This window comes from Kribbella sp. NPDC004138, from assembly GCF_053603655.1.
In genome coordinates this window covers 378,266-394,132 of the sequence record NZ_JBSGFZ010000003.1, presented here as the reverse complement: position 1 = coordinate 394,132, position 15,867 = coordinate 378,266, and the positions used below count along the sequence as shown (strand labels likewise).

The following is a 15,867-nucleotide window of genomic DNA, read 5'->3' as shown; positions in this document are numbered from 1 at the left end:
CTCCCTGCGCTCCTCGGTCCAGACCGGGACGCCCCATGACCGCAGAAGTCACCGGGCACAAGGATCTGCCTCGCACCGACGACCTGCCCGCGCTGCCGTACCGGTTCGCGGTCCCGCTCCGGAAGGTCGCCGCGCCGTACTTCCGGCGCAAGTACAACCTGACCATCCACCACGAGGACCGGTTCCCGCTGACCGGGCCACTGCTGATGGCCCCGAACCACCTGAGCCTGCTGGACGCGCCGCTGCTCGGCGCGCTCGCGCCGCGGATGCTGCACCAGCTCGGCAAGATCGAGGTGTTCGGCGGGCTGCAGGGCAGGTTCCTGCACCTGATCGGGCAGATCCCGGTCGACCGCTCGTCGTACGACCCGCTCGCGGTCCGCAAGTCGATCCAGGTGCTGCGCGACGGGCGGGTGCTGAACATCTACCCGGAGGGCACCCGCGGGCCCGGCGACTTCAGCCGGATCAAGGTCGGCCTGGCGTACCTGGCGATGGTCACCGGCGCGCCGATCCTGCCGGTCGCGCTGATGGGGACGCGGCTGCCGGGCGGCGACGTGGAGGGCTATCCGCCGGCCGGAAGCCGGATCGACGTGGTGTACGGCGAGCCTTTCGCCGTCGAGCGCGTACCCTTTCCCAGGAGACATTCCGACGTACAGGCGGTCACCGGCCACATCGGGGACGTGCTGCGCGCCCATGTGAAGGCGGCCGTCGAAGAAACCGGCCACCCGCTCCCGGGCTGGCGAGACCCGAAGGACCCTGATGACTGACCTGCCCACCGAAGTACCGACGCACGACCGGGAGGACACCGGGCCGCTGCCCGTCCTTGCGATCGTCGGGCGGCCGAACGTGGGCAAGTCCACGCTGGTCAACCGCATCATCGGCCGCCGCGAGGCGGTCGTCGAGGACACCCCGGGCGTCACCCGGGACCGCGTGTCGTACGACGCCAACTGGGCCGGCCGCGAGTTCACGGTCGTCGACACCGGCGGCTGGGACCCGGACGCGGTCGGCATGGCCGCGCTGGTCGCGGCCCAGGCCGAGGTGGCGATCAACGCCGCCGACGCGGTGCTGTTCGTGGTCGACGCCGTGGTCGGCATCACCGACGCGGACGAGGCCGTGGTCCGGGTGCTGCGCAAGTCCGGCAAGCCGGTGGTCCTGGCCGCGAACAAGGTCGACGACCAGCGGATCGAGTCCGAGGCGATGAACCTGTGGAGCCTCGGCATCGGCGAGCCGTTCCCGGTGTCCGCGATGCACGGCCGCGGGACCGGCGACCTGCTGGACGCCGTCCTCGAGGCGCTCCCGGAGGCCCCGGCCGAGCGCGACGACGAGGTCGGCGGCCCGCGCCGGGTCGCGATCGTCGGCAAACCGAACGTGGGCAAGTCGTCACTGCTGAACAAGGTCGCCAAGGAGGACCGGGTCGTCGTCAGCGACGTCGCCGGGACGACGGTCGACCCGGTCGACGAGCTGATCACGCTCGGCGGCCAGGAGTGGCGGTTCATCGACACCGCCGGCATCCGGCGCAAGGTGAAGAACGCCCAGGGCCACGAGTACTACGCCTCGCTGCGGACCAACGCGGCGATCGAGCGTGCGGAGGTCGTGGTGGTCGTGATCGACGCCTCGGAGTCGATCTCCGAGCAGGACCTGCGGATCATGAACGCGGTCGAGGAGGCCGGCAAGGCGCTCGTGATCGCGTACAACAAGTGGGACCTGGTCGACGAGGAGCGCCGCTACTACCTGGAGCGCGAGATCGACCGCGACCTCGTCCAGTTCCGCTGGGCGCCGCGGGTCAACATCAGCGCGCTCACCGGCCGGCACATGGAGAAGCTGGTGCCCGCGATCGAGGCGGCGCTGGAGGGCTGGCAGACCCGCGTCCCGACCGGCCAGCTGAACGCCTTCCTCGGCCGCCTGGTCGCCGCGCACCCGCACCCGGTCCGCTCCGGCAAGCAGCCGAAGATCCTGTTCGGCACCCAGGCCACCACGATGCCCCCGACCTTCGCGATCTTCACCTCCGGCCAGATCGAACCCTCCTACCAGCGCTTCATCGAACGCCGCCTCCGCGAGGACTTCGGCTTCGTCGGCAGCCCCGTCCACGTCCAGATCCGAGCCCGCCAAAAGAACAAGAAACGCTGACCGGACCCGGTAAGTGCTGCCCCAGTTGATGGGGTATGGTTTACCCCGGTTCGCCCTTCGGGGCGGTTCGGCGGGCTGTGGCGTAGTTTGGTAACGCGTTCGGCTGGGGGCCGAAAGATCGCAGGTTCAAATCCTGTCAGCCCGACCCCTCGAGGGGCACCGATTCTGTCGGTGCCCCTCGTTACGTTGGCCCCATGACGACCTGGGGTGACAGACGAACCTGGAACGACGACGACCTCCGCCAGGCTGCAGCCGAGAACCATTCATGGCGTGGCGTCGCCCGCGCACTGGGACTGAAAGGCACATCTGCAGGCACTGTGCGCTCGCTGAAGAAGCACGCCGAGCGGCTCGCGCTCGACACGGCGCACTTCACCGGCCAGCGGCAGTGGTCCGACCGGAAGTTGCGTGAGGTGATGCGCGACGCGACCTGCTGGGCCGACGTGATCGCCGGACTGGGCGTCAGCGACGGTGCCGAGTCTCGCGTGCGCATCAAGGGGCACGCGGTCCGGCTGGGCCTGGACTGTTCGAAGCTGCGGCCGTCCCCGTCTTCCCAGCCGACCACCGAGCCGTTCCAGTTGACGCTCCGTCCAGAGATGCTGCGAGCGGCGGCGCCGGCACTTGCCATGGCCTGGTTCACGTTGCATGGCTGTGCGGTGGCGCTGCCGATGGAGCCGGAGGTCTACGACCTGCTGGTGACCACGACGGACGGCATCCAGCGCGTGCAGGTGAAGTCGTGCGCCTCACGGAACGGGCGGGGGTACTGGGATGTCGGGATCGGAAGACGGCCGTATGTGCTCGACAAGACGGCCGGCAAGATGCCTTACGATCCCGACACGATCGACCTGTTCTTCATCGTGCTCGGTGACGGCAGCATTTACGTCATCCCGAGCTCCGTGCTGGCGGGGCGGGTAAGCATCTCGGCTGAGAGCTACACGCCCTACCGCGTGGGTGATGCGTCGAGCCTGCTGCGTGGTGGGGCGGCGGACGCCGACGCCCCACCACGCAGGTCAGCGTACGTCCGCGAGTTCCTTGGGCTTCGGAGCTTCGGCCCGAAGGGTTTCGCCTTCGATGTCTACGCGGGGGGTGAGGCGGTCTAGCCAGCGGGGGAACCACCAGGCTCGGTCGCCGAGGAGGCTGAGGATGGCGGGGACCAGCGTCATGCGGACCACGAAGGCGTCGATCAGGACGCCGATGGTGAGGCCGAAGCCGATGGCCTTGATGATCGGGTCCTCGACCAGGATGAAGCCGGCGAAGACCGACGCCATGATCAGGGCGGCGGCGGTGACGACGCGGGCGCCGTGGCCGAGGCCCTGGACGGTGGCGTCGTTCGCGTGCCGGCCGTGCACGAACTCCTCGCGCACGCGGGACACGATGAACACCTCGTAGTCCATCGCCAGGCCGAACAGGATGCCCATCATGATGATCGGCAGGAAGCTCACCAGCGGACCGGGGGAGTCGACCCCGACCCAGCTCGCCAGGTGCCCCTCCTGGAACACCGCGACCGTGATCCCGAATGTCGCCCCGATCGTCAGCACAAACCCGAGCGTCGCCTTCAACGGCACCAGCACCGACCGGAACGCGAGCAGCAACAGCAGGAACGAAAGCCCGATCACCACGAACAGGTACGTCGGTAGCGCATCGGACAGCTTGTTCGACACGTCGACCCCGACCGCCGTGTTCCCGGTCACCGAGATACTGGCGTCACCCGTGGCGAGCGGCTTCACCGCCGACCGCAGGTTCTTCACCAGGTCGGCGGTCTCCTCGCTCGCCGGCCCACTCCGCGGGATCACCTGCAGCAACCGCGTCGTACCGTCCTGACTCGCCGCCGCGGGCTGGGCCGCCACCACGTCGGGGAGCCCCTGCGTCTTGCCGAGCACCTGCTGTACGAGCGTGTTCGACGTCGCCGCGTCGTTGCTCTTCACAACAACCACCAGCGGCCCGTTGGCGCCCGGCCCGAATGCCGCGGCGGTCAGGTCGTACGCAACCCGCTGATTGCTCCCGGCCGCCGCCGAGGCGCCGTCGGGCAGCGCGAGCTGCATGTCCTTCGCCGGGATCGCCAGCAACCCCAAGCCGATGATGCCGACAGCAACGATCGGCACCCGCAACCGCGTCACCAGCCGCCCCCATCGGAAGCCAAAGCCCTCGACCGGCGCGACAGCGGCCGGCGCCTTCCGGAGCTTGCGCGGCAGCACCCGGTTCCCCACGAAGCCGAGCAGCGCCGGCAGCAACGTCAACGCCACCAGTACGGCGGTCAGCACCGTCGCCGCGGCGGCCAGGCCCATCGCGGTCAGGAACGGTACGCCGACGACCGACAGCCCGGCGAGCGCGATGACCACGGTCGCGCCCGCGAACAGCACCGCCGACCCGGCCGTCGCGGTCGCCCGCGCCACCGACTCCTCCGGATCCATGCCTTCGCCGAGCTGCGACCGGTGCCGCGAGCTGATGAACAACGCATAGTCGATACCCACCGCGAGGCCGAGCATCAGCGCCAGGATCGGCGCCGTCGAGGACACATCGGTGAACGCGGTCACGATGAACAACCCGGCCATCCCAGCCAGCACGCCGAGCAACGCCGTCACCAGCGTCATCCCGGCCGCGACCAGCGACCCGAACGTCACGACCAGTACGACGGCCGCGACCGCCACGCCGATCACCTCGGTCGCACCGATCTCCGGGACCCCGGCTTTGATCTGCCCGCCGGGCACGACCTGGAGATCACCCGAGCTCAACGCGCTCAGCCCGTCGTACCCGTCGCTGCTCTCGTGCGACAGTTCGTCGGCCGGCTTGTCGAACTGGACGCTGATCAGCCCCGTCGTACCGTCCGGGCTGATCGCCTTGCTCGTGAACGGGTCGATCGCCGCGATCACCTCGGGCACCTTCGCGACCTTGGCGACGGTGGCGCCGACGGCTGCCTTCACGGTCGGGTCGGCGAGCGTCTTGCCGTCGGGCGCCTTCACGACGACCGTCGCGGACGCGCCGCTGGCGGCCGGCAGTTCCTGCTTCAGCGCGTCGAGTGCGCGCTGCGACTCGGTGCCCGGGATCGAGAATGTGTTCGCGGTCTTGCCGCCGAGCGTCAGCGCGCCGACGCCCAGCAGGACGAGGAACAGCGCCCAGACGGCGGCGACGAGGCGGCGACGCTGGTACGAGAACCGGCCGAGCCGGTACAGGAAGTTGGCCATCGGGTTCCGTTTCCGTGTCGTTCAGGGCAGGGTCGACCACCCGCGCGGCGGCGGGTCGTTTGGGTGTCGCGGTCAGGCGCGGCGGAGGAGTCTTCGCAGCGCGATGTCGCAGAGTCGTCGGAGGTCGTCGTCGGTGCGCTCGTCGGAGTGCCGGCACTCGCCGAGCAGGCCGTTGATCGCGAACTTGGCCAGGTCCTGCTCGAGCGGGTCGTCGGATCCGGCCATGTACTCCGTCATGCGCAGGCCGTCGGCCACCAGCGGGGCGACCTCGGGCATCTGCTCGATCACCGGGATCACGTCCTGGAGCACGTCCACGACGCCGCGGTGCTCGACGGCGAGATCGATGAAGCGCTGGATCGTGAGGTCCTGTGCCTCCGCGCGGGGCAGGTCGGCCGCGGCGGCGACCAGCTCGGCCAGGTCCGCGGCGGCCGGTTCGAGCACGGCGGCCAGCACGGCGGGCTTGCCGCTGAAGTGGTACAGCACGGTCGCTTTCGAGCAGCCCGCCGCGGTCGCGATGTCCTGCAGCGACGTCGCGTTGTAGCCGCCGGCCTGGAACAGAGCCATCGCCTGGCGCACGATCTCGCGCCTGGTCCGCTCCCGGGCGGGGGTGGTGACTGCCATGTCACGCATCCTGACTGACCGATCGGCCAGTTTTCAACCGATCGGTCAGTTTTGTGGTCGGGTTCACGTTCTTGCTTTCGGTGTAATGATGTAATTCAGGAGGTGAGGGCGATGGCTGACGAGATGGCCGGGGACGACGTCCTGGATGCCTACTCCCGAGTGGTCTCGGGTGTGGCGGCCCACCTGATCCCGCGGGTCGCGAGCCTGCGGATCCACAGCCGGCGGGGCGACTCGTCAGGCTCGGCCGTGGTGCTGACCGGGGACGGGCACCTGCTCACGAACGCGCATGTGGTCGGCGACGGGTCCGAGGCGTCAGCCGAGTTCGCGGACGGTACGACGGCGCAGGCGCGCGTGGTCGGGGTGGACCAGCTGTCCGATCTCGCCGTACTGCGGGCCGACCGGGAGATCCCGGATCCGCCCGAGTACGGCGACGCGGACCTGTTGAAGGTCGGTAACCTGGTGGTTGCCGTCGGCAATCCGCTCGGGCTGGCCGGCAGCGTGACCGCCGGCGTGGTGAGCGCCCTCGGCCGGTCGCTGCCGGTGCGCAGCGGCTCGGCGCACCGGATCATCGAGGACGTGATCCAGACGGACGCGGCGCTGAATCCGGGCAACTCCGGCGGGGCGCTTGCCGACGGCAACGGGCGGGTGATCGGCATCAACACCGCGGTCGCCGGGATCGGGCTGGGGCTCGCGGTCCCGGTCAATCCGACCACGCGGCGGATCATCTACGCGCTGCTCCACGACGGCCGCGTACGGCGCGCGTACCTCGGGCTCGTGACGACGCCCGCGCCGCTGCACCCGGCCCTCGCGCAGCGCTTCGATCAGCGGGCGGCGCTCCGGGTCGTCGAGGTGATCCCCGCCAGCCCGGCGGCGGCCGCCGGGCTACGTCAGGGGGATCTCGTGCTGGCGGTGAACGGCGTACCGCTCCGGGACGCGCAGTCGCTGCAACGGCAACTGTTCGAGGACGCGATCGCGCGCCGGACCGAGATCACCGCGATCCGCAACAACGCGCTCGTCGACGTGATCGCCTACCCGGCAGAACTCACCGACCGCTAGCCGGGCGGCGGCAGGAACTCCGCCGGATCGACGGCCTGCCCGCGCTTCGGTCCGCCGCGGATCGTGTACGAGTCGAGGAGCAGTTCGGCGGCCTCACGCAGATCGATCCGATCGAGATAGCCCCAGCAGGTGACCCGGTACTGGAAGGTGTGGACGACCGGGAACACGTCCCGGCGCTCGGCCAGCGCGGCCTGGGTGGTCATGTCGCCGGTCCACACCTGCAGCAGTTCGCGGCCGGCGTCGTCCCAGCGGAGCCGGGCGAATTGGTGGCGGCCGGCGAACCACGCCGGCGATCCCTCGTGCGCCTCACTGAGCCGCGCGTCAGGCAGCCGCTCGGCCAGCGCACAAACGTCCTGCCAGGTCGTCATGAACGCGATGCTAACGCCGCCGCCAGGCTCTGGTGGGTCTCGAGGAGAACGTGAGGTGACGGATGAGCTCGCGGAACCTCAAGCTCTGGTAGAGGTCGAGCACCGCGTCGAGCTCGTATCACCCCTAGGATCGGGCAGATGGACGAGCTGATGCGACAGGTCGACGGACTGTACGAGCGGGCGATTTTCGGCGGTGAGTACGACGACCTGCCCGAGGCGGATCGTGCGCTCGACGTGGTGGAGGCGGCGTTGCTCCTGCAGCGCGGCCGGATCCTGCACTGCCGCTTCCTGGAGTCGGGCGTCGAGCCTCCGGAGGAGCTCGGGTACTTCGAACGCGCGGCCGAGCTGTACGGCGACGCCGGCGACGAGCGCGGCGAGGCCTTGGCGCGGTTCTGGATCGGCTGCTTCCACCAGGTCGTCCGCGACGACAACGCGACCGCCGTACCGTTCCTGACCGCGTCCGTCGAGCTGTCCCGCAAGAGCGGGGACGACCTCACCCTCTCCTACGCCCTCCGCCACCTCGGCGTCGCCGCGCAGATGTCCGGCAACTTCCCCGAGGCCCGCGAGTTGCTGGAGGAGTCCACCGCCCTCCGCCGCACCCTCGGCTTCACCGCAGGCGTCGCCGCCAACCTGGTCGGCCTCGTCTACCTGGCGGTCGCCCAGAACCGCCCGGACGACGCCCGCGCCCTGGCCGACGAGGCCGCATCCCTGGCCGCGTCGGCCGGCGCCGCGAAGATCAGCGAGCAGATCGAAGCGGCGCGCGGACGGATCTGACGACTACCAGCCGCGTGCGCGCCATTCGGCGACATGCGGGCGTTCGGCGCCGAGGCTGGTGTCGGACCCGTGGCCGGGGTAGACCCAGGTTTCGCCGGGGAGCTCGTTGAAGAGCTTGGTCTCGACGTCGTTGATGAGCGACGTGAAGCGCTCGGCGTCGCCCTGGGTGTTGCCGACGCCGCCGGGGAACAGCGAGTCGCCGGTGAACAGGTGCGGCGCGCCGTCCGGGTCGTCGTACAGCAGGGCGATCGAGCCGGGGGTGTGGCCGACCAGGTGGATGACGCGCAGGCTGCAGCTGCCGACCGCGATGTGGTCGCCGTCGTCGACGAGCTGGTCGGTCGGGACCGGGATAGCCTCGGCGTCGTGGCGGCCGGCGACCGTGGTGGCGCCGGTCCGGGCGACGACCTCGGCGAGCGCCTCCCAGTGGTCCTGGTGGCGGTGCGTGGTGATCACCCGCGCCAGGCCGCCGTCGCCGATCAGGCGGAGCAGCGTGTCCGCCTCGTTCGCGGCGTCGATCAGCACCTGCTCGTCGGTCTGCCGGCAGCGCAGCAGGTAGGCGTTGTTGTCCATCGGCCCGACCGCGACCTTGGTGATCATCAGCTTGGCCAGCTCGTGGGTCTGCGCCGGCCCGCCGACCTTCACGTTCCCGTGGTACTCCGGCATCTCTCGCCTCTCCCTGCTCTCGGTGACATCCAGATGTCACCGCCGATCCTTGCACCTCCGGCCCGGTTGCATCGAGCACGGTCCGCGATCGAATATACTTTCGAAACGGTCGCCGGATCCGGCGGCGGAAGTTTTTGTCGGTGGGCCTCGTTAGCATGACCGGGCAAGTCGGAGAACCACCTGGAACCCCTCGAGAACGGCTGAGAGTGAGCTTGTGTCTGACCGTCTGATCGTGCGCGGAGCGCGTGAGCACAACCTGAAGGACGTCTCGGTCGACCTGCCGCGGGACGCCATGATCGTCTTCACCGGCCTGTCCGGGTCCGGGAAGTCCAGCCTGGCCTTCGACACGATCTTCGCCGAGGGTCAGCGGCGCTACGTCGAGTCCCTGTCGGCATATGCGCGGCAGTTCCTCGGCCAGATGGACAAGCCGGACGTCGACTTCATCGAAGGGCTGTCGCCGGCCGTCTCGATCGACCAGAAGTCCACCTCACGGAACCCGCGCTCCACGGTCGGCACGATCACCGAGGTGTACGACTACCTCCGGCTGCTGTTCGCGCGCGCCGGGCGGCCGCACTGTCCGGAGTGCGGCGAGCCGATCGCGCGGCAGACGCCGCAGCAGATCGTCGACCGGGTGCTCGAGCTGGAGGAGGGCACCAGGTTCCAGGTGCTCGCGCCGGTCGTCCGCAGCCGCAAGGGGGAGTACGTCGACCTCTTCCGGCAGCTGACCGGTCAGGGGTTCTCGCGGGCCCGGGTCGACGGCGAGACCATCCAGCTGACCGACCCGCCGAAGTTGGAGAAGCAGAAGAAGCACAGCATCGACGTGGTCGTCGACCGGCTCGCGGTGAAGGAGTCGGCCAAGCAGCGGCTGACCGACTCGGTCGAGACCGCGCTCGGCCTGGCCAGCGGCCTGGTGGTGCTGGACTTCGTCGACCTCCCGGACGACGACCCGCACCGCGAGCGCCGGTTCTCCGAGAAGCTCGCCTGCCCGAACGATCATCCGCTCGCGATCGACGAGCTCGAGCCGCGGTCGTTCTCGTTCAACTCGCCGTACGGCGCGTGCCCGGTCTGCACCGGTCTGGGGACCCGGATGGAGGTCGACCCGGAGCTGCTGGTGCCGGATCCGTCCAAGTCGCTCGACGAGGGCGCGATCCAGCCGTGGTCGGGGCAGAACGTCTCGCAGTACTTCGAGCGGCTGCTGGACGCGCTGGCGAAGGACCTGAAGTTCAAGACCAGCACGCCGTTCGGCGAGCTGCCGGCGAAGGCGAAGAAGGCGCTGCTCACCGGCCACGACAAGCAGGTCCACGTCTCGTACCAGAACCGCTACGGCCGCGAGCGGTCGTACTACACGAGCTTCGAAGGCGTCATCCCGTACGTCGAGCGCCGGCACGCGGAGGCGTCCAGCGACACCGGGCGGGAGCGCTTCGAGGAGTACATGCGCGAGGTGCCGTGCCTGGCCTGCAACGGTGCGCGGCTGAAGCCGATCTCGCTCGCGGTCACGCTCGGCGGGAAGAACATCGCCGAGATCAGCGCGATGTCGATCGACGAGGTGCACGGCTTCCTGTCGCAGATGGAGCTGTCGCCGCGGGAGAAGCAGATCGCGGAGCGGGTGGTCAAGGAGATCGGCGAGCGGCTGCGGTTCCTGCTCGACGTCGGCCTGGACTACCTCGCGCTCAGCCGCCCGGCGGGTTCGCTGTCCGGCGGTGAGGCGCAGCGGATCCGGCTAGCCACCCAGATCGGCTCCGGCCTGGTCGGCGTGCTGTATGTGCTGGACGAGCCGTCGATCGGCCTGCACCAGCGGGACAACCGGCGGCTGATCGACACACTGGTCCGGCTCAAGGAGCTCGGCAACACGCTGATCGTCGTCGAGCACGACGAGGACACCATCGACCACGCGGACTGGGTCGTCGACATCGGCCCCGGCGCCGGCGAGCACGGCGGCCAGGTGGTCGTGTCCGGCACCGTCGAGGACCTGCGCAACCACCCGGACTCGATCACCGGCGCGTATGTCTCCGGCCGGCGGGAGATCCCGATCCCGGAGGTCCGGCGGCCGCTGACCGAGGGCCGCGAGCTGACTGTGTACGGCGCCCGGCAGAACAACCTGAAGGACCTCGACGTGACCATCCCGCTCGGGGTGTTCGTCGCGGTCACCGGCGTGTCCGGCTCGGGCAAGTCGACGCTGGTCAACGACATCCTCTACACGTCGCTCGCCCGGCAGATCTACGGCGCCCGCGCCGTGCCCGGCCGGCACACGAAGATCTCCGGGATGGAGCTGGTCGACAAGGTCATCCACGTCGACCAGTCGCCGATCGGCCGGACGCCGCGGTCCAACCCGGCGACGTACACCGGGGTCTGGGACCACGTCCGCAAGCTGTTCGCGGAGACGCCGGAGGCGAAGGTCCGCGGGTACCAGCAGGGCCGGTTCTCGTTCAACGTCAAGGGCGGCCGCTGCGAGGCGTGCTCGGGTGACGGCACCCTGAAGATCGAGATGAACTTCCTGCCGGACGTGTATGTCCCGTGCGAGGTGTGCCACGGCGCGCGGTACAACCGCGAGACGCTCGAGGTGCACTACAAGGGCAAGACGGTCGCCGACGTGCTGGACATGCCGATCGAGGAGGCGTCCGAGTTCTTCGCGGCGATCCCGGCGATCTCGCGGCACCTGAAGACGCTCGTCGAGGTCGGCCTGGGGTATGTGCGACTCGGTCAGCCGGCGCCGACGCTGTCCGGCGGTGAGGCGCAGCGGGTCAAGCTGGCGTCGGAGCTGCAGCGGCGGTCGACGGGCCGCACGGTGTACGTGCTCGACGAGCCGACCACCGGTCTGCACTTCGAGGACATCCGCAAGCTGCTCGGGGTCCTCAGCGGGCTGGTCGACAAGGGCAACTCGGTGCTGGTTATCGAGCACAACCTCGACGTCATCAAGACTGCCGACTGGCTCATCGACCTCGGCCCCGACGGCGGCCGCCGCGGCGGCACACTGGTCGCGGAGGGCACCCCGGAGCAGGTCGCGACCAACCCCGCGTCGTACACCGGGCAGTTCCTCGCCGAGATCCTCGAAGGCCGGGCGGCCAAGCCGAGCGCGAAGAAGGCCGCGGCGAAGTCGGTGCCGGCGAAGAAGGCGGTCGCGAAGAAGGCTGCCCCGGCGAAGAAGGCGGTTGCCAAGAAGACGGCAGCCAAGAAGGCTCCGGCGAAGAAGACGGCGACGACCCGGAAGCGTGTAGCCGGCTAGCTGGTCAGCGGCGGAAGAGTTGCTGCCAGAGGTGACGGAGCCAGGTGCGCCGCGGGGTTGGGAGTAATGCCGCCGGCAGCATGACTGTCGGCGGTGTTGCCAGGGTCACCGGGACCTGGACCATGCGGTCGCCCTGGAGCCAGTACAGGTCGGGACTGCACTGATCCGGTGCGTCGCGGTAGGTGTCGGCGACGTACTGGGCCAGCCGGTCGGCGGCCTCCTGCCCGGCGTCGGCGGCGCAGAACGCGACGGTGCTCAGCCTCGGTACGCCGACCAACACGCCGAGGCCGATGGCGGCCGCGGGCAGCAGGTTCTCGCGGTCGACGATCGCCATCGACACCAGCGGGTCGTCGTCGCGGGTGAGCACCGAGAAGCCGTCGTGCTCGACCGGCCGCAGATCCGCGATGTGTTCGAGCGTCAACTGCACCGGCGACGGGACGTCCGGGTCGCCGAGGCCGAGCATCGACCGCCGGACGACGGTCAACCGCCGGTAGTCGGCGCCGGTGCCGATGAACACCACGACCTCGAAGTGGTCGCCGAACGGGATCAGCGCGTCCGCCACCGGACCGGACGTCCGCGCGGACCAGCCGCGCTGCAGGAGCATCGCGCGCTGCCGCACCGCGACGTCGCCGAAGCGGTGTTCCTCGGTGGCCAGTTCACCCTCCGCGACGACCGCCCGCAGCCACGCCTCGATCTGCTCCGCCCAGAGTTGCTGCGGCAGCTGACGGCACCGGTCGATGATCTCGCCGAGCCCGACGACCGCCGACATCTGCAGCGCGCCGCGCCCCCACCCGACCTCGACCGTCCGGTCCGCGGTGTCGACGACACACCCCGGCAGCCACAGCGGCGCGAGGTCCGCGATCGCCTTCAGCACCGTCGAGTCGTTCGTCGTCCCAGTCATCTCCAGGCCTCTCCCACCCCTAAAGTGTGCCGGGCAGCAACCGAGCGCGCGCCAAGCGCCCCCGCGTTCCGCGCAGGCCAGAGCGACCCGAGTAACCGAATCCGACTGCCAGGCGAACCTGCTGCACCGGACGGCGCCGGACGAGAAATCACCCGACGAACCTCAGCAGCCCCACCACCCCCCACGCAACCCCAAGCCCACCCAGGCCAAGTCGAACGCAGCTCGGCAGCAGCCGCACTGGACGCCGACAGCCGCCGCGCCGTCCTGGAACTCGCCGCCCGGGTCGTCGGGGTCGTGACTGCCAGCTGATTCACAGCAAACCCTCAAACTGCGGTTCAATCCGAACCGGGTTGAACCGTTCCGGTGATCCGGTCGTTTGAGTCGGTAGACAGCGTTCGACCACTTCGATCAGCAGGCTCCTGGAGGTCCAGATCTATGAGCGATGACACGATGGCACCGGCAACGTCCGCGGACGGCGAACTGCGCGACCGCAGGACGGTGCTGCGATGCGCGGCGATGGCCGCGCTGGTGGGTGCCGGCGCGCCGATCCTCGCGGCCTGCGGTGGCAGCGACGACGCGTCCGGAGGCGGCGGTACGTCGCCGTCCGCGAGCGGCTCGAGCTCGGCGCCTGCCACCAGCTCGGCCCCGAGCAGCAGCGCACCCTCGTCGAGCGCGCCCTCGTCGAGCGCGCCGGCCGGTGGTGGTGCGGTGCTCGGCCCGGCAGCCGACGTACCGGTCGGCGGCGGCGCGGTGTTCAAGGACGCGAAGGTGGTCGTGACGCAGCCGACCGCGGGGCAGTACAAGGGGTTCTCCGCGGTGTGCACGCACCAGGGCAACCCGATCGGCTCGGTGGAGAACGGTCAGATCGTCTGCCCGTTCCACAACAGCCACTTCAGCATCACCGACGGCAGCCCGGTCAGCGGCCCGGCGCAGACGGCCCTGCCGGCCGTGAACGTGAAGGTCGACGGCAGCAACATCGTCCAGGCCTGATCGACGTGCGAAGGCCCGGCCGCCGGGGTGAGGAATCCGGTGGCCGGGCCTTCGGTCAGGTGGTCAGGACTGGTCAGGGGCCCCGACGTACAGCAGCTTGTTCGGCGAGCCCTCGCCCGGGTCACCGACCTTGTCGGCCGTCGATCCGTCGACGAGCGCCTTGGCCACGTCCGCCGGCGTGGCGTCCGGGTGATCGGCCAGGTAGAGCGCGACCCCGCCCGCGACGTGCGGCGTGGCCATCGACGTACCGCTCATCTTCGCGGTCGAGTCCGGGTCGGTGATGCCGACCGAGGTGATGTCGACACCCGGCGCGAACAGGTCGACGCACTTGCCGAAGTTCGAGAACTCCGCGCGCTTGTCCTGGTCGTCGGTCGCGCCGACGGTGATCGCCGAAGGCTCGCGGGCCGGCGAGCCCTGGCAGGCGTCCGCGCTCTCGTTGCCGGCAGCAACGGCGTAGGTGACGCCGGAGTCGACCGAGGCCTTGACCGCCGCGTCGAGCGCGTCGTCGGCGCCGCCGCCGAGGCTCATGTTCGCGACCGCCGGCTTCTTGGCGTTCTTGGTCACCCAGTCGATCCCGGCCACCACGGACTCGGTCGAGCCGGAGCCCTGGCAGTCGAGCACCCGGACGCCGACGACCTTCGCGCCCTTGGCCAGGCCGTACGTCGTACCCGCGATGGTGCCGGCCACATGGCTGCCGTGGCCCATGCAGTCGACGCCGTTCTGGCCGTCGCCGACGGTGTCGGTGCCGACCGAGGCGCGGTCGCCGAAGTCCTTGTGGGCGGCGTAGATGCCGGTGTCGATCACGTAGACGTTCACGTTGTCGGCGGTGGTGGACGCCTCGTACTTCTTGTCCAGCGGCAGGTCACGCTGGTCGGCGCGGTCCAGGCCCCACGGCGGATCGTCCTGGCTGACGGTGATCTTCTGGTTCTGCTGGACGAACGCGACCCGCTGGTCGCCGGCGAGCTTCTTCGCCTGCTCCTCGGTCATACCGGCCGAGAAGCCCTTGAGCGACGAGTCGAACTGCTTGTGCACCTTGACCTCGTAGCTCGCGGCCAGGCTCTGCGTCGCGGCCCGGGTCTGGGCCCGTGAGTTCTGGCCGGCCAGGACGACGATGTAGCTGCCGGGGATGGCGTTCGCGCTGCCGGCGCCGCGGATGCTCACCGGAGCGGTTTGCGACGCGTCACTGCCGGCCGCTGTGGCGGCGATCCCGGTGACGGCGAGCGCGGATGCGGCGACGGCACCGAGTAGGGCGCGCGGCCTCCGAAGGCGGTGTCCATTCTTGGGGGACATGGGCGGAACTCCCTCGAGTCAGCGCAAGGCCTTGTTGCCTCACGCAAAGGACCTGCACACCTACCCTGGTTCACACGGTAGGGAGCGCGCCCATCCCAGCCGGGGGTCAACTCAGGCTTATGAGCCAACCCGCAATACGACCGCAATCTTCAGCCGGTTTGCCTGGCCTGGTGGTTGGAATACTTGCGTGCCGCGAACCGGTAGGCCTCGTCGATCAACGGCAGCAGCTGGTCCAGACCAGTCGGGTCGACGATCGCGACCCAGTGCTGACCGGCATAGAACGGATGCGGCATCAGCACGTCGCGGGCGGCGTAGTCGTGGCCGGAGTCGAGCACCCAGTCGGCGTCGCGCTCGGTCGGGACCGGACCGAACAGATCGGTGTACGTCGTCTTCGTGACGCCGAGGTTGAGCCGCCAGGATCCCGGCCGGTCGAGCTGGGACACTGTCTCGTAGTGGTCGCCCGTCACGACGGTGGCGAACGGCTGCTGCCGCTCCGGTGGCAGGTCGCCCGCGGGGTCGTAGAGGTAGAACAGGTCGTCCTGGGCCTCGAGCACCCGGACACCGTCGTACGCGCGGATCGTCCGATCGAGTTCGTCGAGCATCATGCCTTCAAGTCTGTCATTGAACTTGCAGTGGAGACTTTGCGCGGATTCCGGATTTGTCGGGCGGGCGAACTAG

At 69.7% G+C, this 15,867-nt stretch carries 14 protein-coding genes and 1 tRNA gene; 8 read left to right on the top strand and 7 right to left on the bottom strand.

Going from position 1 to position 15,867, the window contains the following annotated elements; all coding sequences use genetic code 11:
• Window positions 1–35: 35 nt before the first annotated feature.
• From ACWEOO_RS06050 to ACWEOO_RS06035, 4 genes are all read left to right on the top strand, one after another.
• Window positions 36–764 carry a lysophospholipid acyltransferase family protein gene (locus ACWEOO_RS06050; protein WP_452142027.1) on the top strand — a complete coding sequence of 243 codons (729 nt, stop codon included), beginning with the start codon at window positions 36–38 and terminating at the stop codon, window positions 762–764.
• Window positions 757–2,124, top strand: a complete 1,368-nt coding sequence (der, locus tag ACWEOO_RS06045; RefSeq protein WP_452142026.1) for a ribosome biogenesis GTPase Der — start codon at window positions 757–759, stop codon at window positions 2,122–2,124. Before ACWEOO_RS06050 ends, der begins: the two co-directional genes overlap by 8 nt.
• Window positions 2,125–2,195: 71 nt before the next feature.
• Window positions 2,196–2,269, top strand: a tRNA-Pro gene (locus ACWEOO_RS06040).
• Between the two features lie 49 nt (window positions 2,270–2,318).
• Window positions 2,319–3,221: a hypothetical protein gene (locus ACWEOO_RS06035; RefSeq protein WP_452142025.1), complete on the top strand. Its 903-nt coding sequence runs from the start codon at window positions 2,319–2,321 to the stop codon at window positions 3,219–3,221.
• Here ACWEOO_RS06035 and ACWEOO_RS06030 read toward each other — a convergent pair.
• A complete protein-coding gene (locus ACWEOO_RS06030) occupies window positions 3,132–5,303 on the bottom strand; it encodes an MMPL family transporter (protein ID WP_452142024.1) in 2,172 nt (723 codons plus the stop codon). The two genes, ACWEOO_RS06035 and ACWEOO_RS06030, sit on opposite strands and share 90 nt — an antisense overlap.
• Window positions 5,304–5,375: 72 nt before the next feature.
• A complete protein-coding gene (locus ACWEOO_RS06025) occupies window positions 5,376–5,924 on the bottom strand; it encodes a TetR/AcrR family transcriptional regulator (protein WP_452142023.1) in 549 nt (182 codons plus the stop codon).
• A 111-nt stretch (window positions 5,925–6,035) separates the two neighbouring features.
• Here ACWEOO_RS06025 and ACWEOO_RS06020 point away from each other — a divergent pair, with 111 nt between their 5' ends.
• Window positions 6,036–6,980: a S1C family serine protease gene (locus tag ACWEOO_RS06020; RefSeq protein WP_359925019.1), complete on the top strand. Its 945-nt coding sequence runs from the start codon at window positions 6,036–6,038 to the stop codon at window positions 6,978–6,980.
• Here the strand turns inward: ACWEOO_RS06020 and ACWEOO_RS06015 are convergent.
• Entirely contained in the window at window positions 6,977–7,348 is a 372-nt protein-coding gene (locus ACWEOO_RS06015) for a hypothetical protein (protein ID WP_363716403.1), read from the bottom strand. The two genes, ACWEOO_RS06020 and ACWEOO_RS06015, sit on opposite strands and share 4 nt — an antisense overlap.
• A gap of 138 nt (window positions 7,349–7,486) precedes the next feature.
• On the opposite strand from ACWEOO_RS06015, the gene ACWEOO_RS06010 reads away from it, so the two are divergent.
• The gene (locus tag ACWEOO_RS06010; protein ID WP_452142022.1) at window positions 7,487–8,122 is read left to right on the top strand and encodes a tetratricopeptide repeat protein; all 636 of its coding nucleotides are present in this window, start codon (window positions 7,487–7,489) and stop codon (window positions 8,120–8,122) included.
• Window positions 8,123–8,125: 3 nt separating this feature from the next.
• Here the strand turns inward: ACWEOO_RS06010 and ACWEOO_RS06005 are convergent, their stop codons facing one another.
• Entirely contained in the window at window positions 8,126–8,785 is a 660-nt protein-coding gene (locus ACWEOO_RS06005) for an MBL fold metallo-hydrolase (protein ID WP_452142021.1), read from the bottom strand.
• 214 nt (window positions 8,786–8,999) lie between these two features.
• Here ACWEOO_RS06005 and uvrA point away from each other — a divergent pair, with 214 nt between their 5' ends.
• A complete protein-coding gene (uvrA, locus tag ACWEOO_RS06000; protein ID WP_452142020.1) occupies window positions 9,000–12,008 on the top strand; it encodes an excinuclease ABC subunit UvrA in 3,009 nt (1,002 codons plus the stop codon).
• Between the two features lie 4 nt (window positions 12,009–12,012).
• Here the strand turns inward: uvrA and ACWEOO_RS05995 are convergent, their stop codons facing one another.
• On the bottom strand, window positions 12,013–12,909 hold the full coding sequence (locus ACWEOO_RS05995) for a hypothetical protein (RefSeq protein ID WP_359925030.1): 897 nt from the start codon (window positions 12,907–12,909) through the stop codon (window positions 12,013–12,015).
• Between the two features lie 435 nt (window positions 12,910–13,344).
• Here ACWEOO_RS05995 and ACWEOO_RS05990 point away from each other — a divergent pair, with 435 nt between their 5' ends.
• Entirely contained in the window at window positions 13,345–13,899 is a 555-nt protein-coding gene (locus tag ACWEOO_RS05990) for a Rieske (2Fe-2S) protein (protein ID WP_452142019.1), read from the top strand.
• Between the two features lie 63 nt (window positions 13,900–13,962).
• Here ACWEOO_RS05990 and ACWEOO_RS05985 read toward each other — a convergent pair whose 3' ends face one another.
• Together ACWEOO_RS05985 and ACWEOO_RS05980 are read right to left on the bottom strand one after the other, a co-directional pair.
• A complete protein-coding gene (locus tag ACWEOO_RS05985; RefSeq protein ID WP_452142018.1) occupies window positions 13,963–15,189 on the bottom strand; it encodes a S8 family peptidase in 1,227 nt (408 codons plus the stop codon).
• Window positions 15,190–15,338: 149 nt separating this feature from the next.
• Window positions 15,339–15,794, bottom strand: coding sequence for a DUF6194 family protein (locus ACWEOO_RS05980; RefSeq protein ID WP_452142017.1), 456 nt, complete (start codon window positions 15,792–15,794; stop codon window positions 15,339–15,341).
• Window positions 15,795–15,867 lie beyond the last annotated feature (73 nt).